The sequence below is a fragment of the Streptomyces sp. GbtcB7 genome (assembly GCF_019091445.1).
Lineage (GTDB): Bacteria > Actinomycetota > Actinomycetes > Streptomycetales > Streptomycetaceae > Streptomyces > Streptomyces mirabilis.
Window position 1 is genome coordinate 21,681 of sequence record NZ_JAGXJM010000009.1, and the last position, 22,332, is coordinate 44,012.

Consider the following 22,332-nt stretch of genomic DNA (forward strand, 5'->3'; position numbering starts at 1 on the left):
TCGTGGAGCCCTCGACCACTGACGCCACTTCAGCACAGCACTCCGCAGCTACGCTCCGCCCCCGACGACAGACCTCCCAAGGGAGCTTCGACCCCCGCGCCATACGCGTCGCACCACACACGCCGGATGGCGAGATACCCGCCCGCACGGGCGGGTATCTTTTTGCCCTCCTTCCCGGGCCCACCCACCGGGAGGGCCGATGATCACCTCCCGTACAGGGGGTGGACCGGTCACGGAAACGCAACCGCTCGGCGGTTACGTGGCCGACCAGTTACTCCGACTGTGCCAAGCCATGGGTCTCGACCCGTCCGACGGCGAGATCTACGCGCGTGTCCTGACCGACTGTCTCGGTCCCGTCGCGGAGCGTCCGTTGGACGAACCGCCGTCCTACCCGAGTTTCCTGTCCGACGACCACACGCCGGTGGAGTACTCCCTCGCCTTCGTGCCGGACGCGCCCCCGACCCTGCGCGTGCTGCTGGAACCGGGGTACGGCGCCGAAGGCCTGGCGGAGAACGGGCGCGTCGGACTGCGTGTGGTCCGGGCCATGGCGGACCGCTGGGGCTTCGCCACCGACCAACTCGACCGGCTGGAGGACCTGTTCTTCCCGCCGGCCCCCGAGGGCCCGCTGGCGCTGTGGCTGGCCCTGGAGTTGCGGCCCGGCGGAGTCCCCAAGGTCAAGGTCTATCTGAACCCGGCGGCGTCCGGGGTGGACCGGGCCGCCGAGACGGTGCGTGAGGCACTGGACAGGCTCGGCCACCGGCAGGCGTTCGCCGCGCTGCCCCGGGCAGACGGCTATCCGTTCTTCGCCCTCGACCTCGGGGACTGGGAGACACCCCGGGTGAAGGTCTACGTCACCCATCGGAACCTGGCCGCCGCCGACGCGGGTGAACTGCCCCGCACGGACCCCGGGCCACGGCCCGAGACCGTACGGGAGTTCCTGCGGGTCGCGGCGGGTCTAGACAGCTCGCCGCGGCACTCCGGCGCCGGGAAAGGCGTACGGCTGGAGGGGCGCCCCGTGCTCTCCTGCCACTCCTTCACGGAGTCCGGGACCGGCCTGCCGAGCGGCTTCACCCTCCACGTGCCGGTCAGGGACTACGTCCGGCACGACGGGGAGGCCTATGCGCGAGCGGTGGCCGTGCTGCGCCGACACGGCATGGACACCGCGGCGCTCGACCGGTCGTTGGCCACCGTCACCTCACGGTTGCTGCACGACGGCGTGGGGCTCATCGCCTATCTGGCGCTGGTGTACGAGCGTGGCCGACCGCCCCGTGTGACCGCGTACATCTCCTCGGAGGCGTACGCGGTACGGCCGCCGTTGCCCGCCCGGCCGCCCCATCAGACGTTCTCCCCCCATCGCACGGCGGGTACCGAGCCGCGCGAGACCCTCCACTCAGTAGGAAACGGAAAGGCAGGAGCAGAAATCAGGATGGAGCCGTACCGGATCAAGGTCGTCGAACCTATCCCGCTCACGACCCCCCAGCAGCGCAAGGCGGCACTCGAACGAGTGCACTACAACCTGTTCGATCTGCGCGCGGAAGAGGTGACCATCGATCTGCTGAGCGACTCGGGGACCGGTGCGCTGTCCTCGGCGCAGCTCGCCGTGGGCATGGCCGGTGACGAGTCCTACGCGGGCTCGCGATCCTTCTACCGCTTCCGGGACACGGTGGCGGAACTGACCGGCTTCAGCCACATCCTGCCGGCCCACCAGGGGCGTGCGGCGGAACGACTCCTGTTCTCCAACCTCCTCAAGCCCGGCGACACCGTCCTGTCCAACACGCACTTCGACACCACCCGCGCCAATGTGGAGCTGGCGGGCTGTGTGGCCCGCGACCTGCCCTGCGCCGAGGCGCGGAACCTGGACAGCTCGGAGCCCTTCAAGGGGAACATCGACCTCGAGGCCCTGGAGCGGGGGCTGACCGAGACGACCGGCTCGCGTGTCGCCGCGGTGGTCATGACCATCACCAACAACGGCGGTGGCGGTCAGCCCGTCTCCATGGAGAACCTGCGGCGGACCTCCGAACTCTGCCGCCGGCACGGTGTCCCCCTGATCCTGGACGCCGCCCGGTTCGCCGAGAACGCCTGGCTGGTCACCCGGCACGAGGCGGCCTACAAGGACCGCACCCCGCGCCAGGTCGCCGAAGAAGCGTTCCGTCTGGCCGATGGCTGTGTGATGAGCGCCAAGAAGGACGGCATCGTCCACATCGGCGGCTTCATCGGACTGAACGATCCGGAACTCGCCCAGAAGTGCGAACTCCTCCTCATCGCCACCGAGGGGTTCCCCACCTACGGGGGTCTGGCCGGACGCGACCTCGACATGATCGCCCAGGGTCTCCAGGAGGTGACGGAACCTTCCTACCTCGCGGAGCGGGCGGAGAGTGCCGACCACCTGGCCCAGCGGGCCCGCGCCGCCGGCGTGGACATCCTGGAGCCGCCCGGGCTGCACGCCATCTACCTCAACGCGGGTCGGCTGCTGCCCCACATACCGCCCCACCAATACCCCGGGCACGCTCTCGCCTGCCGGCTCTACCTGGAGGGCGGCATCCGGTCGGCCGAACTGGGGTCGCTGTACCTCGGCGAGGAGGACGAGGACGGAAACCCGGTCAAGAGCCCGCCGTACGAGCTGGTGAGGCTGGCGTTGCCGCGGCGCGTCTACACGCGCAGCCACTACGACCATGTCGGCAGAACCCTGGAGACCATCGCCAAGAACGCGGAGTCCGTGCACGGCTACCGGATCGTGGAACAGTCCCCGATCCTGCGGCACTTCCGCGCCAAGCTCCAGCCGGTGACCGTCTAGCGGGCGGGGACGACGCCGTCCTGAGGCCGCTGCCTGGTCACGTCGTGAGCGACGTGACCAGGCAGCGGCTCGTCGGCGCTCGGCCGCTCCTACCCGAAGTGGCTGTCGGTGATCTCCCCGTCCTCCGTGTCCGCGTGGGCGACACAGCGGAAGGCGCGGAGTCCGTCGGACCACTGCTGGGCGGTCGGCGGCAGGATGTCCGTGCTCCACCGGCCGGTGACGGCCCGTCCGGTGGCCGTCCTGGACTTCAGCATGACCTCCTGCGAGCACAGCGCCTTGACGGTGGGGTGCTTGATCAGGTCCCGGGCGTTGTTCGTCATCCCGTCCTCGGGCAGCGGGGCGATGGCGAAGGTCTCCCACACGTGCTTCACCCGGCAGTCCGCGAGGCTGACGGTGATCGTCCCCGAGATGTCGGTGATGCCGCTCCAGCACTCGGGGGTCGTGACGCACCGGCCGCCCGCGCCGTCGACCGCGGCGGCGGGACAGTCCCGGGTGGTGGTCGACACCCCACCGAACGCCGTGTTCACGGCGGGCGTGGTGACGGACGGCCGGGACGCGGTCGAGGGGGACTTGGGGGCGTCGGACCCCCCACCCCGGTAGGTGATCACGGTGACCGAGACGCTCACCGAGACCGCCACCGCCGCCACCGCGGCGATCAGTCGGGGGCGCCGCCTCTTCGTCTGCCGGTCCCGCGGCGCCGGGGCGGTGGTCGTGCCCGGCGGACCGGGTTCGGGCGGCGGCGTGGTGTCCCGCCGCGCGGGGACGGTGGTGGTCCGGCCGCCGGGTACGGGACCGAAGCCGGCCTGGTCGGCGCTGTCCACGTCGACGGCGGCGAGCGCGTCACGCAGTGCCCCGGCGTCGGACAGCCGGCGCGCCGGGTCCGCCACCAGGGCCAGCCCGAGCACCTCGTTGAGCGCCGTCGGCACTCCCGGCAGGTCGGGGTAGGGCCAGGTGTGCCGCACGATGAGTTCCGCGAGACTGAGCTGGGTGCCGTCCTCGGGGAAGTGCGGCGGGCGGCCCCGCAGCAGGGCGTAGACCGTGGCGGCGAGCGAGTACACATCGCCGGCCGGGGTCGGTTCGGCCAGGTGGAACGCCTCGGGCGGAGCGTACGCGGGGGTCAACGCCTCCCGGGTGACCGACAGTTCCCGGTCCGGCCGGGGCATGGCCGCGAGGCCGAAGTCGGCGAGCGCGACACCGCCGTACCGGTTGATCAGGATGTTGCCGGGTTTGATGTCCCGGTGCAGCACCCCGGCGGTGTGCGCCGCGGCCACCGCGTCGGCTATGCCCACGCCGATGTCGCGGGCCTCCTTCACGGACAGGGGGCCCTGGTGGTGCAGACGATCACCCAGGGAGCCGCCGGGGCACAGTTCGAGCACCATGTACGGGCGGTTGTCGCCGAACACCCCGGCGTCGTACACCGGGACCACGTGCGGATGCCCGGACAGCTGCCCGGCGGCGGTGACCTCCCGCATGAACCGCTGCCGGTCGCGGGGCGAGTCGAGCACCCTGCTGTCCACCTTGAGTGCCACCTCGCGGCCCACGGCCAGCTGCCGCGCCCGGTACACCGTGGCGAACCCGCCCTGGCCCAGGACCTCCTGGATCTCGTATCCGGCCAGTTGCATTCGTTCGAACCGCATCGTGCCCGTCATCCCCCAGCGCAGGACCACCCCCGCGGCAGCACGTCTGACCGGGGACCGCGCCGACTCTAGCGGAGGCCTACGTCAGGACAGCCGGCCCACATGGGCCAGGGCCTGCTTGAGGAGGGCTCCGTGGCCGCCCGGCATCTCCCCCAGGACCGCGGGCGACGAGGCCTCCTCGGGGCTGAACCAGACCAGGTCCAGGGCGTCCTGCCGGGGGCGGCAGTCGCCGGTCACCGGGACGATGTAGGCGAGCGACACCGCGTGCTGGCGGGGGTCGTGGAACGGCGTGACGCCCACCGTGGGGAAGTACTCGGCGACGGTGAAGGGCTGGAGCGAGGTCGGGATGCGGGGGAGCGCCACCGGGCCGAGGTCCTTCTCCAGGTGGCGCAGGAGGGCGTCCCTGACCCGCTCGTGGTGCAGCACCCGGCCCGAGACGACGGTGCGGCTGACCGTCCCGTCCGGCCCTATGCGCAGCAGCAGTCCGATGCTGGTGACTTCGCCGTTGTCGTCGACGCGGACCGGCACGGCCTCGACGTACAGGATCGGCATGCGTGCGCGCGCGCTTTCGAGTTCGTCGGGCGTCAGCCAGCCCGGCGTGGTCTCGGTCATGTCAGACATTGGGTGATCATACTTTCAACCCTTCCGGATCCGCGCGCAGTGCTCGCCGTGGTGTCTGGTGGCCATTGTCATCACCCACAACGTGCGCGCGGTGGAACGGATACGCCGACTGGCCGGATCGTTGGAGAAGGCCGCCGGACGAGCAGGGCAGCCGTCGGGCCAGGAGGGCAGCCGTCGCGTCAGTAAGGCAGCAGGCGACCCGACGGTGTCCTGCGGTCGATCGTCACCTCGCGCTCGGTGGCGGGGCGACGGCTGGGGCGAATGCGGATCTGGCGGTTCATGGCGGCCTCCTCGGACTCGTACGACCAGCTTCCACGCCGCCGCGCTCACGCGCGTCGTGCTCACGGGTCACCCGCACCTCTCCCTGAGGAGCAGACGCGCGACCCGGTCGTACTACCAAGGAGGGATGCCGACCCTGGGGCACGGTCCGGCGCGATGCCGTGCTCTTCGGGCTTATCCCCATTCCGCCTTCGCGTACTCCGTCGCCATGCCACCGGCGAAGTCGCGGCCGCTGAGGTGGACGCCCCCGAGGCGGCCGCGAGGTCCGCCGGGCGCCGCCATCCGAGTGAAGGCGGTCCTCCGTGCGCCCCGGGTGAACCTCGTCCGCGCGCCCCACGTGAACGTCGTCGAGGGATAACCCTCGATTGCCTCGGGTCTGCATGACATGTCTAGGTCAAGCTGCCATTCTTCTTCCTCACCTGCCGGACAGGCCTCACACGGTCCGCGCAGGGGCCCCGCACTGCTCAGCTCGTCCCGGTCAGCACATCCCGTCTGCCCGGGTCTGTCACCGGCCGTCGACGCGCGGCCGCAGCAGTAGGAGTACGAGTGAGACGAATCCCCCGTCAGGCGGTCGCGGCCGGAGCGCTGGCGGCCACCGCCGCGTTCCTGGCCGTCGGCATACAGACGGTCCCCGCGGCCGCCAAGCCTGCCGCCCCCCACCCCAGTCCGCTGCGCGCCGGAGGCCTGGAGGCCAAGCTCACCCCTGCCCAGCACTCGGCACTGCTGAAGAGCGCGGCACAGAAGACCACGGCGACCGCCGGCACCCTGGGCCTCGGGGCCAAGGAGAAGCTGGTCGTCAAGGACGTCGTCAAGGACCAGGACGGCACACTCCACACCCGCTACGAGCGCACCTACGCCGGCCTGCCGGTGCTGGGCGGCGACGTGATCGTCCACACCCCGCCGGCCTCCCTCGCCGCCGGCACGGTGAGCAGCACCTTCAACAACAAGCGGACCATCAAGGTCGCCTCCACCACCGCGACGTTCACCAAGTCCGCCGCCGCGAGCAAGGCGCTGAAGGCCGCCAAGTCCCTGGCCGCCGAGAAGCCCACCACCGACAGTGCCCGCAAGGTGATCTGGGCCGGCAGCGGCACCCCGAAACTTGCCTGGGAGACCGTGATCGGCGGCCTCCAGGACGACGGCACCCCGAGCCAGCTGCACGTCATCACCGACGCCACCACCGGCCAGGAGCTCTACCGCTACCAGGGCATCAAGACCGGCACGGGCAACACGCAGTACAGCGGCACGGTCACGCTGAACACCACGCTGTCCGGATCGACGTACCAGCTGTACGACACCACACGCGGCGGCCACAAGACGTACAGCCTCAACAACGGCACGTCGGGCACGGGCACGTTGATGACCGACTCCGACGACACGTGGGGCACCGGAGCCGGCTCGAACACCCAGACCGCCGGCGCGGACGCCGCCTACGGCGCCCAGGAGACCTGGGACTTCTACAAGAACACCTTCGGCCGCAGCGGCATCAAGAACGACGGGGTCGCGGCCTACTCGCGCGTCCACTACAGCTCGGCGTACGTCAACGCCTTCTGGGACGACAGCTGCTTCTGCATGACCTACGGCGACGGCTCGGGCGGCACCCACGCTCTCACCTCGCTCGACGTGGCCGGGCACGAGATGAGCCACGGCGTCACCTCCAACACGGCGGGCCTGGACTACAGCGGTGAGTCCGGCGGCCTCAACGAGGCGACCTCCGACATCTTCGGCACCGGCGTGGAGTTCTACGCCAACAACTCCAGCGACGTCGGCGACTACCTCATCGGCGAGAAGATCGACATCAACGGCGACGGCACGCCGCTGCGTTACATGGACAAGCCGAGCAAGGACGGCGGCTCCGCGGACAGTTGGTACTCCGGCGTCGGCAACCTGGACGTCCACTACTCCTCGGGCCCGGCGAACCACATGTTCTACCTGCTCTCCGAGGGCAGCGGCACCAAGGTCATCAACGGCGTCACGTACAACAGCACGACCTCCGACGGAGTCGCCGTCGCGGGCATCGGCCGGGCCGCGGCCCTGCAGATCTGGTACAAGGCGCTGACGTCGTACATGACGTCCAGCACCAACTACGCGGGCGCCCGCACAGCCGCCCTGAACGCGGCCACCGCCCTGTACGGCGCCAGCTCCACCCAGTACGCGGGGGTGGCGAACGCCTTCGCGGGCATCAACGTCGGCAGCCATGTCACGCCGCCGTCGAGCGGGGTGACCGTCACCAACCCGGGCAGCCAGTCCTCCACCGTCGGCACCGCGGTGAGCCTGCAGATCTCGGCCAGCAGCACCAACACCGGCTCGCTGAGCTACGCCGCGACCGGGCTGCCCACCGGCCTGTCGATCAGCAGCTCCACCGGAGCGATCACCGGGACGCCGACCACCGCCGGGACGTACAGCACCACGGTCACCGTCACCGACAGCACCGGAGCCACCGGAACGGCGTCCTTCACCTGGACCGTCAGCTCCTCCGGGGGTGGCGGCACGTGCACCTCGACCCAGCTGCTCGGCAACCCGGGCTTCGAGTCGGGCAACACCACCTGGACCGCCACCAGTGGCGTGATCACCAACTCCAGCAGCCAGGCGGCGCACGCCGGTTCGTACAAGGCGTGGCTGGACGGCTACGGCTCGACGCACACCGACACGCTCTCCCAGTCGGTGACGATCCCGTCCGGCTGCAAGGCCAGCTTCACCTTCTACCTGCACATCGACACCGCGGAGACCACCACCAGCACCGCGTACGACAAGCTGACGGTCACCGCGGGCACCACCACGCTGGCGACGTACTCCAACCTCAACAAGGCCACGGGGTACACCCAGAAGACCTTCGACCTGTCCTCGTTCGCCGGTACCACCGTCGCCCTGAAGTTCAGCGGGGTCGAGGACTCCTCGCTCCAGACCAGCTTCGTCGTCGACGACACCGCCGTCACGACCAGCTGATCGATCCGATCGCCACCGTCTGACGCCTCCCCGGCAACAGCCGCGACGTGGGTCACCCGCCTGGGTGGCCCACGTCGCGTCGGTGTGTCCTCGTCCCCGTGCTGTCGTCGTCCCGTGCCGGCTCAGGCGAGGGCGAGGAAGAGCTTCTCGAGTTCGGCCTCGGACATCGGGGGCGTCTCGTCGTCGGCCGCGGCCATGCACTGGCGCATCCCGCTGGCGACGATCTTGAATCCGGCGCGGTCGAGGGCGCGGGATACGGCGGCGAGTTGGGTGACCACGTCCTTGCAGTCGCGGCCGGCCTCGATCATGGCGATGACGCCGGCGAGCTGCCCCTGGGCGCGGCGCAGGCGGTTGAGGATCGCGGTACTGGCTTCCTCGTCGACGGACATGGCCATGGGGTGGGTCCTCCTCGGGGTGGTGCTGTTCAGTTTACCCCCTGGGGTATCAATGGAGCGGCCGTCCGATCGCCTCCACCGGTCCGCCCGTCCGGTCCGATGACCTTCTTTATCGCGGGATCGTCAGCCGGCCGGTTCGCCCGGGCGACCGCTGGGGGAGGACGCCGAGGGGGGCGAGGGAGCCGAGCCCGGCGGCGAGAACGAGCCAGGCGGCCGCGACGACTTTCGGGGTGGCGGTGGCCCTTCGCGGCGGCCCGGCCCGTTCCCTGGCCCTCGCCGTGGTCCGAGGTCGGTCCCCGGATACCCGTCCGCCGTCGAGGAATTTGGCGCGATCGACCCACGCGCCGCTGAGGCGGATGTGATTTCGGCCCCCTTTTGGTGCGGCCCCGCTCATGGCGTGACGTTTCCGCAGACGTGAGGTGCCGCAAGTGCATGCATGAAATGTGTAGCACGGTATGGGGTGCGCCGGAACGCAGTGCTCCGTTTTCCATGCGGATGAGTGGTCCGTATTCCCTCTGGTTTGTTGGTGCGTTGACTCGGAAAAGAACCTTCGCGACGGGTGGGGATAGGCCGTGCGAATATTCTGATTCGCACCAGGGAATCAAGCTCGGGGCCATGAATCACAGGGAATTGCTAGACCACTTAGATGAGTGCGGAATCGTCGATCGAGGGATTGATCGAGCGAGCCGCGAATCCCAGGAAGAGGTGCGGCGCGAGTTCTCCTGGGATGTGATCGCCAGTCACCGGGAGCGACTGATGAGGCTGGTCCGCCGCCGGCTGCCGAATGCCCAGGACGCGGAGGACTGCGTTCAGGAAGCGATGCTCAGAGCGGCGGCCCACGGCAATCTCGACCAGGACCGGATCGGTCCCTTTCTGACCTCGGTCGCCCTGCGTCTTTGTGTGGACCACTACCGCGAACTGGAGCGGAGACGGCGGCTGTTGCGCCGCGCGGCGGACGTGGGCGGGCCCGAGCTGCCGGACGAAGGCGTGTGCGACCAGGACTTCGGACGCTGGCTGCTCCGCCAGGTGCACCTGCTGCGGGGCCGGGAGCGACAGGTGGTCCTCGCCCGTGCCCATGGGATCTCCACGCTGGAATTCGCCCGCATGCACCAGATCTCGGTCAAGGCGGCCGAAGGCGCGTTCACCCGGGGGCGGGCTCGGCTGCGGCTGCTCTGCGCCAGGGCCCTCGACGGCGCCGCGGCATAACGGATTTCCGCCTCCCTCCCGCGTCCGGCGCAGGTCGGGGGTGGGGACGAAAACGGCTCCCGAATTCCGGGAGTGCGGATGAGATGGAAAGGGTAGTGACCGTGAGCAAGAATAACACCCAGGACACCATCAAGGATTTCATCGGCGATATCGCCGACAGCACCAAGAAGGCATTCGATGAAATCCTCGACCGGAAAGGCGATGATTCGCATTCCACGGACTGGCTCACCCCGGGGAATCCTTATCAGGCGCTGAACGGGCTTCCCGGCGATGTGCTGCGGACGGTCAGCGCGCTGTCCGCCCTCGGCGGCGTGGCCAACCCCGTGGCCGCACTCGCCAACGCGGCCAACGCCGCGGCCGGCCTCGGCGCCGCCAACCCGCTGGCCGCTCTCGCCAGCGCGGCCCCCAACCCGCTGGCCGCACTGGGCGGTGGGGCGCCCAATCCACTCGCGGCCCTCACGGGCGGCGGCGCGAACCCGCTCGGCGCCCTCGGCGGTGCCAATCCGCTGGGCGCGCTCGGACAGGTCGCCGGCGGGGCGGCCTCGGCCGTCTCGGGCGCGGCCGACATGGCGGAGGGCCTGGCCGCGCTGCCCCGGCAGATCGCCCAGCTCTCCGAGCTCGTCGCCTCCCTGGTGAACGTGCTGGAGGGCGTCCAGGGGGTGGCTGGCGCCATGGCGGGCGCCGGCCGGGCACCGGCGGCGAGGAAGAGCGGCTGATCCGCCGCTGATCCGGGGCTCACCGGGCGCGTACCGCCTCACCTCGGGTGAGTGATCGCGCCGCATGACCCACGTGCGTGGGCGATCGCACGGATGACCGACGGAACTCGTCAGGCACAGGAGGTTGTGACACATGGGTGCCATGCTCGGCAATCGGCTCCGGCTGGTTGTGAAGGTGCTGGGAAGCCTCGTCGCCGACGAGGTCGGCCAGGTGACGCGGGAGCGCCGGCGGTCCCGGCAGGACCCGAACTCCCCGGCGGAAGGCGAGGCCTCCGCCGGGGACGGGACCAACTCCGTGGACGGGGCACGCCGTGCGAAGGCGGTGCGGCACGCCCTGGAGAGCCTCGGCCCGTTCTATGTGAAGCTCGGCCAGATCCTCTCCACCCGGCCCGACATGGTGCCCGCCTCCATGATCGGCGAACTGCAGAACCTCCACGACCAGGTCGACGTCCAGCCCTTCGCCCTCTTCGAGCCCGTGCTCCAGGAGGAGCTGGGACTGGACTGGAAGCGCCGCTTCGACGACATCGAGACGGTCCGCCCGCTCGGGGCGGCCTCACTGGCCCAGGTCTACCGAGTGACCCTGCCCGGCGGCCGGCCCGCCGTGGTGAAGATCCAGCGGCCCGGGATCCGGGACACCGTCCGCGCGGACATGGCCCTGATGCGCAAGGCGTCCCGGATCGTCGCGCGTACCGCACCCCGCTTCAACGAGGTCATCGACGTCGAGGCGATGCTCGGCTCCATCTTCGACGCGATGGAACCCGAGCTGGACTTCACCGGCGAGGCCCGCAACATGGACGAGGCCCGCGAGAACATCCGCCGCTACCCGTCGCTGTCCGTGCCCCGGGTCGTCCACGCCACCCCCAAGGTGCTGATCCAGTCACTGGCACCCGGCACCTCCGTACGCCATCTCGACCGCCGCTCGTTCAGCGACCGGGAGCGCACGGACATCGGCAAGGACCTGCTGCGCTTCATGTACCGCGGGTACTTCGTCGACCGGATGTTCCACGCCGACCCGCACGCGGGCAACGTCTTCGCACTGCCCGGCGGCCCGGCCACCCTCATCGACTGGGGCATGGTCGGCCGCCTCGACCGGCGCACCAGCCTCCAGCTGCTGCCCCTGCTCATGGCCATCGCGCAGAACGACGGCCACGGACTCGCCCACGCGTGGGCCGACATGGGCCGGGTCACCGCCTGGTCGAACCTGCCCGCGTTCGCCGCCGACATGGCCGCGCTGGTCCCCAAGGTCGCCACCGCCTCCCTAGAGGACATCAACTTCGGGGTATCCCTGACCACCGTCCTGGAGAAGGCGACCCGGCGGGGCATCGGCTCGGCGCCCGCCATCTCCCTGCTCGGCAAGTCCTTCGCGAACCTGGAGGGTTCGGTGCGCTGTCTCGCGCCGGACATCGCCCTCGCGGAGGTCTTCAAGGCGGAGGCGCGCGGGATCATCCTGGCCCTGATCCGCGAGTACTTCTCCGTGGACCAGGTCGCCCGCAACACGATGGACCTCCTCTCGGCCGCCGCGTCCGCCCCCGAACAGTGGCGCGGGCTGCTCTCCGACGCGGCCAACCGCCAGTTCGCGCTCCAGCTCCACGAGCCGCACACGCCCTCATCCATGGGCGGACAGCGGCCCTGGTCACCCTCGCGCGGGCTCATGGCGCTGGGCGCCGCGGCTCTGTTCCTCGACCGCCGCCGCACGCCCCGCTGACCCACCCCGCCCTCCGATCCGCCCTCGACAACCGCCCCATCCACCGCCATGTCAACCGCACGCACAAAGGAATCACCCATGCCCATGCAGCAACACGACGCTCAGCGCGAAGCGGCTCCCGGCGCCCTGGACCGGGTCTCGGAGACGGCCCTGTGGACCGTCCGTATGCGGGCCCAGGAATCCGCGCGGGCGGACGCCCTCTTCGACGACCGGCTCGCGGGCGAGTTCCTGGACGCCGCCGGGGCGGCCGGCGCCCCGCCGGGAGCCGGCGTCCTGCAGAAGGTGCTGCCCGACTGGCTGGCCGTCCGCACCCGCTTCTTCGACGACCATCTGCTCGCCACGACGCGGGAGGGACGCGCGCAGGTCGTCCTGCTGGGAGCGGGGCTCGACACCCGTGCCTTCCGGCTCGACTGGCCCGCCGGAACCCATGTCTTCGAGGTCGACCTGCCGGCCGTACACACCTTCAAGGCACGGGTCGTCGACGGACGTACGCCGGACACCGCCCGGCGCACCACGGTCGCCGCCGACCTGCTGGGCGACTGGCGCGGCGCGCTGCTCGCCGCCGGGTTCGACCCCGGCCGGCCCACCGCCTGGCTGTGCGAGGGGCTGCTCTTCTACCTGGCACCGGAGGCGGTGGAGCGTCTGATCGGCACGGTGAGCGCGCTCTCCGCACCGGGCAGCAGCCTCGGCGCCGAGTGCCTCAACGCCGACACCGCCGACTCGCCCTTCGTGAAGCCCTGGCTGGAGGCCCTGTCCGGCTCGGGGACACCGTGGGTGTGGCACCTCGCGGACGCGGAGCGCTGGTGGGGCGGCTACGGCTGGCAGGCGCGCGTCGCGGACCTGCTGGCCCTGCCGTACGCCGTCGAGCGGTTCGCCCCGCATCTGGCCGCGTTCTCGGGGGTCGAGAAGGACAGCATGATCCTGGTCACCGCGACGATTCCGGACGGCGGGGCGACCCCGGACGACGGGACGAGCCCGGTCGGCGGGCGGTGACCGTGGACGGCCACAATCTCTGCCAGACCCCCACCACCTACCGGCTGCTGCGCCTCGAATACCTGCTCGGGCTCCTGGTGGCCGCGGGGTTCTTCCTCGCGCACCTGGCCGAGGTGCGCTGGTGGGTCGCCGTCGTCCTGTTCGTCTATGTCGACGTCATCGGCTATCTGCCGGGCGCGCTCGCCTACCACCGCAGTCCCGACCAGCAGGTCTCCCGCGTCTACTACGTGCTCTACAACACCATGCACAGCCTGAGTGTGCAGGGCGCGGTCCTCGGCGCCTGGGTCCTGGCGTACGGCTGGGAGTGGGCGCTGTTGGTCCTGCCCATCCATCTCTTCGGGGACCGGGCGCTGTTCGGCAACTTCGCCAAGTCGTTCACCGTGTCCTTCGAGCCGGTTCCGCACCCCGCCGTGCAGGGACCGCTGCGGGACTTCGCCACCGTCCCCTGGCACGAGGCGGCGGTGCGGTGAGCGCCGCACAGGCGCCGGCCGACACGGAGGCGTACGAGATGCTGCGCCGGTACGGCAGCCACAGCAGCGCCTTCCTGGCGATGAACAGCGGGAACCGCCGCTTCCAGACGGACGGTGTCGACGGCTTCGTCCCGTACCGGGAGGCCGGCCGACGACACCTGTTCCAACTGGGCGGACCCGTATGCGCGGTGGAGGACCGGCCGAGCCTGCTGACCGCGCTGCTCGCACGGGCCGACGGTGAGCGACGCCGGGTCGCCGCCGTCCAGCTCTCCCGCCCGCAGGCCGAACTGCACGCCGGACACGGCTTCGTCGTCAACCAGTTCGGCGCCTCCTTCAGCATCGCGCTCGACGGGTACAGCCTCGGCGGACAGCGCATGGTCAAGGTGCGCAACATGGTCAACCGGGCCCGCAGAGAAGGGGTTTCGGCCGCCGAGGTGCCCGCCGAGGAGCGGGACGGCGTGAAGGTCACCGCGGCCCTCGACGCCGTGGACGCCGCCTGGCTGCGCGCCAAGGGCCGACACGTCAAGGAACTCGAGTTCCTGATCGGCGAACGCGGCGGCCCCGGCGCACCGCACCGGCGCCTGTTCACCGCCGTCCACGAGGGACGTACGGTCGGCTACGTGTCGTACTCACCGGTCTTCGGTGAACACGCCGGCTGGTTGTACGACCTCACACGGCGGCTCCCGGACGCACCGCCCGGCACGGTGGAGCTGCTGTTCGCCACCGCCCTGCGCCAGTTCCAGGACGAGGGCTGCGGCTGGCTGCACCTCGGCTTCACCCCGTTCGTCCAGCTCGGCCCGGACACGGCCGCGCCCGGCCCGACCAGCACCTTCCTGCACCGCTGCGTGGAGGTGCTGGCGGCCAAGGGGCGCGCCATCTATCCGGCGGCCGCCCAGGAGTCCTTCAAGCTCAAATGGCGCCCACAGCTGATCGAACCGGAGTACCTGGCCTTCCAGGGCCGGGTGAGCCCCGGCGCCGTCTGGCAGCTGATGCGCCTCACCAAGTCGGTCTGACCCGCTCCAGGGTCCCGGCCGTCCCCATGACTCAGAAAGGCTGAAATGACCACATCCATCGAGAAGTTCCCTGTGGAGGCCGACCGGCACCGCGCCCCGGGTCTCCTGGAAGGCGCGCTGCGCACCGAACTGACGCCGGAGGGCTGCGACCTCGGCTACTGGTTCCGGGCCGTACCGGAAGGCACCCTCGGCGGCGATCCCCTGGGCCGCTCCCCGGACGTGCCGGTGCCGGACCACATGATGGTGGACGGGCCGCTGCGCCAGGCCGTCATGCAGGAGCTCGCCTTCCGGTCGATGGCGGAGGAGAAGGCGGCCCGCGCCATCTCCTTCCTCGTCGCGTACGCCCCCGACCTCGCCGGGATGGACTTCTACACCTCCCAGCTGATGGACGAGGCCCGCCACGCCTACGCCTTCCGCGGCCACCTGCTCGAACTGGGCGTACCTCAGGGCGAGTTGGCAGCCACCATGGAGTCGCTCGCCGGGGTCGACCGGGACGCCGTCCTGAACCCCCTGGAGGAGTTCGGGCTCGCCGTCATGGAGAAGGAACGCGACTACATCGGTGGCGTGATCACCCTCACCGTCCTGGTGGAGGGGGTCCTCGCGCCCACCGCCGAGCTGAGCGAGCGCAAATGGCGGCCCTTCGACGCGCCCGCCGCCGAGATCGAACGCGCCGCGGGCATCGACGAGATCCGGCATCTGTCCGTGGGTACCACGATCGTCCGCCGCCATGTCCGGCAACACCCGGAGGATCTGGAGCGGATCGGCGAACTCGTCGCGCGCGGGATGCGGTTGTGGTCCGAACTCCCGGTGCAGGAGATGACCTTCCGCCGCGAACAGCTCTATCAGCAGGGACTGGACCAGCACCGCGACCTCGCCGGCGACTACGAGCTGTGGCCGGGCCGCCGCCTGGTCGACACCACCGCCGAGGAACGGATGCTCGCCGCCGCGGAATGGTCGCGCGTCACCCAGGAAGCGCGCCTCACCGACATGGGCCTGACCCCGTGAACAGGCCGCGCACACCCGCCCGCATCGCGGGCGTCCAACAACGGAAGGGTCGGTGGCACACCGATGACCGACAGCTCGGCAGTCAACTCCTCACCGTATGAACCGGCCGCGCAGGACGAGGACTTCCGCGAACTGACCCGGCGCGTCCAGGCCGCCGGGCTCATGCGGCCCCGCACGGGCCAGTACGTGACCGGGATCGCGGTGGTCTGGTTGATGAACGCCCTCGGCTGGGCCGCGCTGGCCTTCTCCGGCGGAGCCTGGTGGAAGGTGGTCCTGGCCGCGGTCTGGCTCGCCGTCTGGCACGAGCAGCTCGCCTTCCTCGTGCACGACGCGGGACACCGTCAGATCACCCGGTCCCGCAGGTTCATCCAGGCCCTCGGCCTGGTCCACGGGAACCTGATGCTCGGAGTCTGCTTCGGCTGGTGGGTGCAGCACCACAACCGGCACCACAACCACCCCAACCACCTGGAGCTCGACCCCGACATCCTGCGGCGCGTGGCCATCTTCGCGCCCGAACAGGCCCAGGACCGCAAGGGATTCGCCCGCTTCCTCGCCGCCAACCAGCGCTATCTGTTCTTCCCACTGCTGGGCCTCGAAGCCCTCGTGCTGCGAATCGCCGGCGTCATCGCCCTGCGCCGCCGGGCGCTGCGCAAGCCCCTCCTGGAGGGCGGCCTGATGGTGCTGCACGCGGTGCTGTTCTTCGGCGCGCTGTTCGTGCTCCTGCCCTGGCCGTCCGTCCTGCTCTTCCTCGCCGTCCACCAGGTCCTCCTCGGCTATCTGCTCGGCCTCGCCTTCGCCGTCAACCACAAGGGCCTGCCGACCCGCGTGGGCAAGGAGTGGAGCTGGCTGGAGCGCCAGGTCCTCACCTCGCGCACCCTGCCCACCGGATACATCGGCGACTTCTTCTACGGCGGCCTCAACTACCAGATCGAGCACCACCTCTTCCCCGGCATGCCCAGGGCGGCGCTGCGCCGCGCCTATCCGCTCGTCAAGCAGTTCTGCGTCGAGCGGGAGATCCCGTACGTCGAGACGGGCGTCCTGGAGTCGTACCGCGACCTCGCCGAGCATCTCGGCTCCGCGAGCGAAGTTCTCCGTGGCACCACGGCCACGGCCTGAAGGAAGGAAACCGGACGCAATGACGTTCTCAGTCAAGGCGAAATCGAAGGTGTCCCCGCTGTTCCGCCTCGGCAGGAGGTCGGTGCTGGCCGCCGCCCTCCTCGCGGGCACGGCCCTGGCCGCCCCCGCGGCCCAGGCCGAACCGGCCGCGGAACGGGCCGCACCGGTCCCCGACCTCGTGTGCCGCCTCGACGCCGCGTTGGACTTCAGTCCGCCGCTGGGCGTGCGGGTCAAGGAAGCCAAGGTCTCCGGGCACGTCGGGTACCTGGACTGCCACTCGCCCACCGGGCGGGCGCCACAGCTGACCGACGTCGTCTGGGACATCGAAGGCATCGGGAGATTCGGTGCGCTGCCGCCGACCTTCTCGGTGGAGGGCAACGACACGGGAACCTGGAACACCGGCGAGGTCGGCAGCCTCTACTACAAGGGCGACCTCAAGAACGGCAGCCCCGTGCCCGACCGCACCGTGACGAGCGGCCCGCTCGCCGGCGACCAGATCAACGGTCTGCAGATCCCCAAGCCCCGTTTCGACAAGATCGACCCGGACGGTGTCGCGGGCTTCGACGTCTTCGGCCAGGTGTGCCTGTGGCCCGGCGAGAAGGGCCGCTGCACGGCGTTCTGAGCCGACCACGCGAAGGAGGGGGTGGTGCGGGCCGACGGGCCCGCACCACCCCCTCCCTTTCGTCCTCTGCGCCGGCGTACGGGCGCTTCGTCGCCGTACGGGACTCAGTCGGCCAGCGCCTTGAGCGTCTCCCGCACCACGATCGGGTCGTACGGCATGGCCAGGTGGGTGGTCCGGTTCTTCGGGGCGAGGAGCTGAAGGCAGGTGTTGGTGACCGGGTGTTCCGGCCGGGCGGCCTTCAGTTGCTGGGCCTCCGGAGGCTGGACCAGCTCGTCCCGGGTCGACCAGATGACGGTGTAGTCGACCCCGTCCACCGTGTCGCCCGGAGCCACCAGCTCACCCACGAACTCCGAGTCGTGCAGCAGCTGGGTGAAGGCCGGGCTGATCCGGAAGAGCACCTTGTCCTCCACGACCGCCTGAACGCCCGGGATCTGGCGGACCAGCTTCGTCAGGCCCGCCACCTCGACCCCGTGGTTGCTGGGCGCGATCCCGACGACACGGCGCACCTTCCCGGTCCCGCCGAGGTACTTGAGGTAGTAGTGCGGGAGCATCCCGCCCTGCGAGTGGCCCACGAGGTCCACCTTCGACGCCTTGGTGTCCACCAGCACCCGGTCCACGAAGTCCGCGAGCTCCTGGGAGGACTTCCGCATGTCACCGAGACCGTACAGGCGGGGGAGCGCGGGCAGTTCCCCGTAGTTGAGGCGGAAGATGCGGTGCCCGGCCGTTCTGAGCGCGGGCGCCAGCTTCCGCCAGACGGACTCCCGGTCGCCTAGCGTGCCGTGCACGAGGACGACCGGGTGAGGACGCTCCGGCGTCGGGGGCAGGCCCCAGTCGTCCGTCTCGGGGTCGCCGTCGAGCCCGGCGACCAGCCGGTGCGCGGCGGACTGGGTGTTGCCGGCCAGCCGCTCGGGCGTTCTGAGCAGTTCGGTCGCGGCGCTCTCGGAGTTCACGCCGGGAATGCGGGGCAGGGACATGGGGCCTCCTTGGCCTCGGTTGTGTGTACAGAGTGGTCGTGGATACGAGGGAGGCCCGGCCGGGGCGAACCCCGGCCGGGCCTCCGTCCTGACTTCGGGTGGGCTCAGTCGGTGGTCGCCGCGGGCAGCGCGTGGAACGCCCGGTCGTGCCAGAGCAGCGGCCGTCCGCCGTTCACCTCCACCGCCATCACCCGTCCGACGACGGCGTGGTGATCCCCGTACGGTCGTACGTCCTCGACCAGGCACACCGACCACGCGAGCGCGTCGGCGAGCACCGGCAGGCCGAGCACCCGACGCACCGGGCTGCCCTCGAACCGCCTGGCGGGCGGCACGGAGGAGTCGGCGAAGAGTTCCGCGACCGATCTCTGATGGTCCGTCAACAGGCTCACGGCGAAGGCGCCTTGCTCACGCAGGGCAGTAAGCGTGCGGGAACTGCCGCGCAGACACGCAAGGATCAGCGGCGGCCGCGCCGACAGGGAGGTCAGCGCGGAGACCGTCATCCCGGTCGGGCCCGCCCCGTCCAGCGCCGTGACGACCGTGACGCCGGCCGTCAGCTTGGAGTAGAGACCGAGACAGCGGACCGTGTCGGGGCCGGGCTCGTCCCGCAGGGTGTCCCAGCCGGCGGCGGACGGGCCGTCGGGACGGGGCTGGCGGGGCACGAGGGTGAGATCAGCCATGCGCGGGGGCGACGCTGTCGGCGAGTTGGGCCGGGGTGGGCGTGACCCTGCCGAGCAGCCCGCGCAGGATGCGCTCGATATTGCTGCGCAGCGTCGAGTCGGCGACCGGGTCGAGGAGCTCCGCCAGCGTGGGGATCCCCAGGTCGAAGACGGCGTCGAAGGTCACCGCCGTGCCGTCCTCGCCGGACGCGCACCGCCAGGTGCCCTCGAACAGCTCGAAGTCGCCCGTGAGCTGGGTGAAACCGATGGTCCGCGTCTTCGGGAAGAACGCGTCCCGTTCCGACCAGCGCATCAGACCGTTCCTGAAGCGCACGGTCCAGTCCGACACCACCGTGCCGTCGTCATGGGGTGGATGGACCACGACCTCGCGGACGGTCTCGGTGACTTCGGGATACCGGCGGAAATCACGGATCCGCTGGTAGGCGGTCTCGGGGTCGACGTCGTGGGCGGTCAGCCGTACGGTCACGTGACGCATGGGAGGTGTTGCCTTTCCACGGTAGGGACGGGTCGGCGGTGGCGGACGGGTCAGCCGATGTGGGTCGCGACGACGCGCAGCGCCTCGGTCAGGGCGGTGAGGAACAGCCGTACCTCCTCCTCGCCGACGATCGCGGGCGGTGTCAGCCGCAGCACCCGGGTGGCGTTGAGGGAGTGGTTCACGAGGACGCTGCGCCCGACCAGCTCGAGGATCAGTTCACCGACGGCCTGCTCCTCGGTGAACTCCAGGCCGATCAGCAGCCCCCGCCCGCGGACCTCGCGCACCAGGCCGCCGGTGTACGGGGCGCAGGCGGCCCGGACGCCCGCGAGCAGCCGCTCGCCCAGTGTCTTGGCACGCGGGACGACGCCCTCCCGGTCCAGGGCCTCGACCGCGGCGAGCGCGGCGGCGCAGGCGATCGGGGAGGCCGCGAAGGTGGAGGTGTGCAGATAGGGGTCGCGGGAGAACGGTCCGTAGGCCGCCGCGGTCGCGACCATCGCCGCGACGGGCACGACACCGCCGCTGAGTCCCTTGCCGACGAGCAGTACGTCGGGCTGTGGGGGCAGGCCGCTCTCGGTGTCGGCGTCCATGCCCCACCACGAACCCAGCCGGCCCAGACCCGTCTGGATCTCGTCGACGATCAGGAAGGCCCCGTACGTCCGGCACAGCCGGCTCACCTCCGCCAGATGGCCGGGCGGTGGAATGCGTACGCCGCCCTCGCCCTGCACCGGCTCGACGATCACGCAGGCCCGGCGGCCGAGTTCGGCGAGCGTGGCTTCCAGCGCGGCCGTGTCCCCGTACGGGATCGCCGTGCTGTCCGGCAGCAGCGGCTGGAAGGGCTGCTGGTACTTCGGGTTGGCGGTGGCGGTCAGCGCGCCCAGGGTCTTGCCGTGGTAGCCGCCGATGGTGGAGACGAGGGCCGTGTGGCCGTGCGCCCGGGCCAGTTTCAGACCGGCTTCGGTGGCCTCGGCGCCGGAGTTCACGAAGTGGACGTGGTCGAGGCCCGGTGGGGTCCGTGCGGCCAGTGCCTCGGCGGCGAGGGCCGCGACAGGCTCCAGGAAGACCCGCCCGGCCAGCGGATGGGTGTCCACCTGGCGGTGCACGGCCGCGGTCACGTGGGGGTGCCGGTGGCCGAGGATGAAGACCCCGTAACCGCCGAAGTCGAGGTAGCGGCGGCCGTCCTCGGTGAACACCCACGCGCCGTCGGACGCCGTCTCCAGCATGCCGCCGAGCACCGTGCCGAGGACGGAGCGGCCGGAGGAGAGGTGCTCGCGGTAGAGCCGGGCGATGTGCGCACGGTCCGTGGCGGGGGCGGCGACCGGTGTCACGGATCCGGTGGCGGGCGCCGAGGATCCCTCGGCCGGTGTCACGGTTCCGGTGTCCGGCGTCTCGACGGGGGCGGGGGCGGGGGCCGCGGTCATGACGCCAGTTCCTGGGTGTGGGTGGCCTGCGAGGGCTGGGACCTTGCCGCCGTGTCCTGCGCGGGCCCCGTACGCAGGCGGGTGCGCATGCCGCCGCGCCCGGTGGACCAGGCGGCCAGGTTACGGACGAGCGCCCGCCGGAGGTCGTCCTTCGAAAGGGCCGTGCCGCAGTGCGGCGACCCGAGGGACGATTCGAAGGGGAGGGCCCGTTGGAAGACCAGCAGCAGTTCCGCGTACGTCTGGAAGCGGCGGCGCAGCGACTCCGGGAACGTGGGGCCCTCGATCAGCGGCAGCAGCAGCCGGTGCACCGACTCCAGCGGGATGAGCCGGGGCGGATGCGGCCGCGGTCCCCACTGGTCGGCGAACTCCAGGCAGGTGTCCACCACTTCACGCTGGAGCAGCGCCCCGGTGCCGGCCGTCAGCCAGTACTCGCCGCCCGTGACACCGGCCCTCAGCAGGTCACCCACCGCGCGCGCGACGATGTCCTGGGGCACCATGTCGATCCGTGCGTCCGGTGCTCCCGGCAGCACCGGCACCTGCCCCTTCACGATGGCGCCCAGGGCCCGCGTCAGCCCCTGCATCCCGGCGATCCGGCCGGTGACGGAGTCACCCATCACCACCGACGGGCGCATGATCACGCCCGGCACCGGGGCTTCGCGTACGACCTGTTCGGCCGCCGTCTTGGAGGCGAGGTACGCGGCAGCACCCGGGAAGCGCTCCTGCTCCTCCGGCGCCAGCGGGTTGGCGACGAAGGCGGTGCTCATGTGGAAGAACGGAGCCTCGGCACGGGCGGCGAGGTCGAGCATCGCGATCGTGCCGTCGAGGTTGGCCCGCCGGATCCGGTCCGGCTCCGCCTTCCAGTTGGTGGCGGCGGCGGAGTGCACCACCAGGTCCACTTCGGCGACGAGCTGGGTGAAGTCCGCCTCGGCCAGGCCGAGTCCGGGTTCCAGCAGATCGGCGCGGACCTCACGGACCCGGTGGTCGTTCACCGGCGTGCGATGGCGCAGGCAGACGATTTTGAAATCCGGCGACAGTTCCTCGATCAGGGCTCTGCCGAGTACCCCGGCGCCGCCGGTGAGCAGAATCGTGGGGCGTTTCGCGGGCGGTTGCGGGCTGGTCGGAGCGCTGGGCCGGGGCCGGGACGGAGGCATGGCGGTGATCCCCTCGGTCGAGTGAGCGTAGGTCCTGCCGGACGGGCGGGCGGGTGTCCGGGCGGGTGGGTGTTTGGGTGCTGGGGTTTTGCGCGCGCCGGGCGCCTATGAACTCGGTTCTT

19 protein-coding genes are annotated in these 22,332 nt (G+C 70.8%); 11 read left to right on the forward strand and 8 right to left on the reverse strand.

The genetic code is table 11. The features are described 5' to 3' along the window. The first annotated feature begins 292 nt into the window (after positions 1-292). On the forward strand, positions 293-2,794 hold the full coding sequence (locus KVT44_RS16520; protein ID WP_217567603.1) for a tryptophanase: 2,502 nt from the start codon (positions 293-295) through the stop codon (positions 2,792-2,794). Between the two features lie 89 nt (positions 2,795-2,883). Here the strand turns inward: KVT44_RS16520 and KVT44_RS16525 are convergent, their stop codons facing one another. Then, positions 2,884-4,431 (reverse strand): serine/threonine-protein kinase, encoded by a 1,548-nt coding sequence (locus KVT44_RS16525; RefSeq protein WP_254649496.1) that lies wholly within the window; start codon positions 4,429-4,431, stop codon positions 2,884-2,886. Between the two features lie 84 nt (positions 4,432-4,515). Continuing rightward, positions 4,516-5,043: an NUDIX hydrolase family protein gene (locus KVT44_RS16530; RefSeq protein ID WP_060899080.1), complete on the reverse strand. Its 528-nt coding sequence runs from the start codon at positions 5,041-5,043 to the stop codon at positions 4,516-4,518. Between the two features lie 834 nt (positions 5,044-5,877). On the opposite strand from KVT44_RS16530, the gene KVT44_RS16535 reads away from it, so the two are divergent. Further along, entirely contained in the window at positions 5,878-8,274 is a 2,397-nt protein-coding gene (locus KVT44_RS16535) for a M4 family metallopeptidase (protein WP_217567604.1), read from the forward strand. A 122-nt stretch (positions 8,275-8,396) separates the two neighbouring features. Here KVT44_RS16535 and KVT44_RS16540 read toward each other — a convergent pair whose 3' ends face one another. After that, the gene (locus tag KVT44_RS16540) at positions 8,397-8,663 is read right to left on the reverse strand and encodes a metal-sensitive transcriptional regulator (RefSeq protein ID WP_095857593.1); all 267 of its coding nucleotides are present in this window, start codon (positions 8,661-8,663) and stop codon (positions 8,397-8,399) included. 735 nt (positions 8,664-9,398) lie between these two features. Between KVT44_RS16540 and KVT44_RS16545 the strand changes: the two genes are divergently transcribed. From KVT44_RS16545 to KVT44_RS16585, 9 genes are all read left to right on the forward strand, one after another. Then, positions 9,399-9,875 carry a sigma-70 family RNA polymerase sigma factor gene (locus KVT44_RS16545; protein ID WP_308314035.1) on the forward strand — a complete coding sequence of 159 codons (477 nt, stop codon included), beginning with the start codon at positions 9,399-9,401 and terminating at the stop codon, positions 9,873-9,875. 101 nt (positions 9,876-9,976) lie between these two features. Next, positions 9,977-10,591 carry a hypothetical protein gene (locus KVT44_RS16550; RefSeq protein ID WP_254649498.1) on the forward strand — a complete coding sequence of 205 codons (615 nt, stop codon included), beginning with the start codon at positions 9,977-9,979 and terminating at the stop codon, positions 10,589-10,591. Positions 10,592-10,724: 133 nt separating this feature from the next. Then, a complete protein-coding gene (locus tag KVT44_RS16555; RefSeq protein ID WP_217567607.1) occupies positions 10,725-12,296 on the forward strand; it encodes an AarF/ABC1/UbiB kinase family protein in 1,572 nt (523 codons plus the stop codon). 78 nt (positions 12,297-12,374) lie between these two features. Continuing rightward, complete coding sequence (locus tag KVT44_RS16560; protein WP_254649499.1) at positions 12,375-13,289, forward strand: SAM-dependent methyltransferase; 915 nt, start codon at positions 12,375-12,377, stop codon at positions 13,287-13,289. Between the two features lie 2 nt (positions 13,290-13,291). Further along, on the forward strand, positions 13,292-13,759 hold the full coding sequence (locus KVT44_RS16565; protein ID WP_217567608.1) for a hypothetical protein: 468 nt from the start codon (positions 13,292-13,294) through the stop codon (positions 13,757-13,759). Continuing rightward, positions 13,756-14,772 carry a DUF2156 domain-containing protein gene (locus KVT44_RS16570; protein ID WP_308314027.1) on the forward strand — a complete coding sequence of 339 codons (1,017 nt, stop codon included), beginning with the start codon at positions 13,756-13,758 and terminating at the stop codon, positions 14,770-14,772. Before KVT44_RS16565 ends, KVT44_RS16570 begins: the two co-directional genes overlap by 4 nt. 45 nt (positions 14,773-14,817) lie before the next feature. Then, positions 14,818-15,777: a VlmB-like protein gene (locus KVT44_RS16575; RefSeq protein WP_190168338.1), complete on the forward strand. Its 960-nt coding sequence runs from the start codon at positions 14,818-14,820 to the stop codon at positions 15,775-15,777. A 63-nt stretch (positions 15,778-15,840) separates the two neighbouring features. Beyond that, a complete protein-coding gene (locus KVT44_RS16580) occupies positions 15,841-16,893 on the forward strand; it encodes an acyl-CoA desaturase (RefSeq protein WP_099919466.1) in 1,053 nt (350 codons plus the stop codon). A 19-nt stretch (positions 16,894-16,912) separates the two neighbouring features. Further along, positions 16,913-17,515 (forward strand): hypothetical protein, encoded by a 603-nt coding sequence (locus tag KVT44_RS16585; RefSeq protein ID WP_099919465.1) that lies wholly within the window; start codon positions 16,913-16,915, stop codon positions 17,513-17,515. Between the two features lie 104 nt (positions 17,516-17,619). Here the strand turns inward: KVT44_RS16585 and KVT44_RS16590 are convergent, their stop codons facing one another. The 5 genes from KVT44_RS16590 to KVT44_RS16610 all read right to left on the reverse strand — a co-directional run bounded on the left by KVT44_RS16590 (position 17,620) and on the right by KVT44_RS16610 (position 22,210). Next, the gene (locus tag KVT44_RS16590; protein ID WP_099919464.1) at positions 17,620-18,489 is read right to left on the reverse strand and encodes a triacylglycerol lipase; all 870 of its coding nucleotides are present in this window, start codon (positions 18,487-18,489) and stop codon (positions 17,620-17,622) included. Between the two features lie 104 nt (positions 18,490-18,593). After that, a complete protein-coding gene (locus KVT44_RS16595) occupies positions 18,594-19,166 on the reverse strand; it encodes a flavin reductase family protein (protein WP_190168341.1) in 573 nt (190 codons plus the stop codon). After that, positions 19,159-19,641, reverse strand: a complete 483-nt coding sequence (locus KVT44_RS16600; protein ID WP_099919462.1) for a type II toxin-antitoxin system RatA family toxin — start codon at positions 19,639-19,641, stop codon at positions 19,159-19,161. The genes KVT44_RS16595 and KVT44_RS16600 overlap by 8 nt, the downstream gene beginning before the upstream one ends. Positions 19,642-19,691: 50 nt before the next feature. Further along, entirely contained in the window at positions 19,692-21,059 is a 1,368-nt protein-coding gene (locus KVT44_RS16605; RefSeq protein ID WP_217567609.1) for an aspartate aminotransferase family protein, read from the reverse strand. Beyond that, positions 21,056-22,210 (reverse strand): SDR family oxidoreductase, encoded by a 1,155-nt coding sequence (locus KVT44_RS16610; RefSeq protein WP_217567610.1) that lies wholly within the window; start codon positions 22,208-22,210, stop codon positions 21,056-21,058. The genes KVT44_RS16605 and KVT44_RS16610 overlap by 4 nt, the downstream gene beginning before the upstream one ends. Positions 22,211-22,332 lie beyond the last annotated feature (122 nt).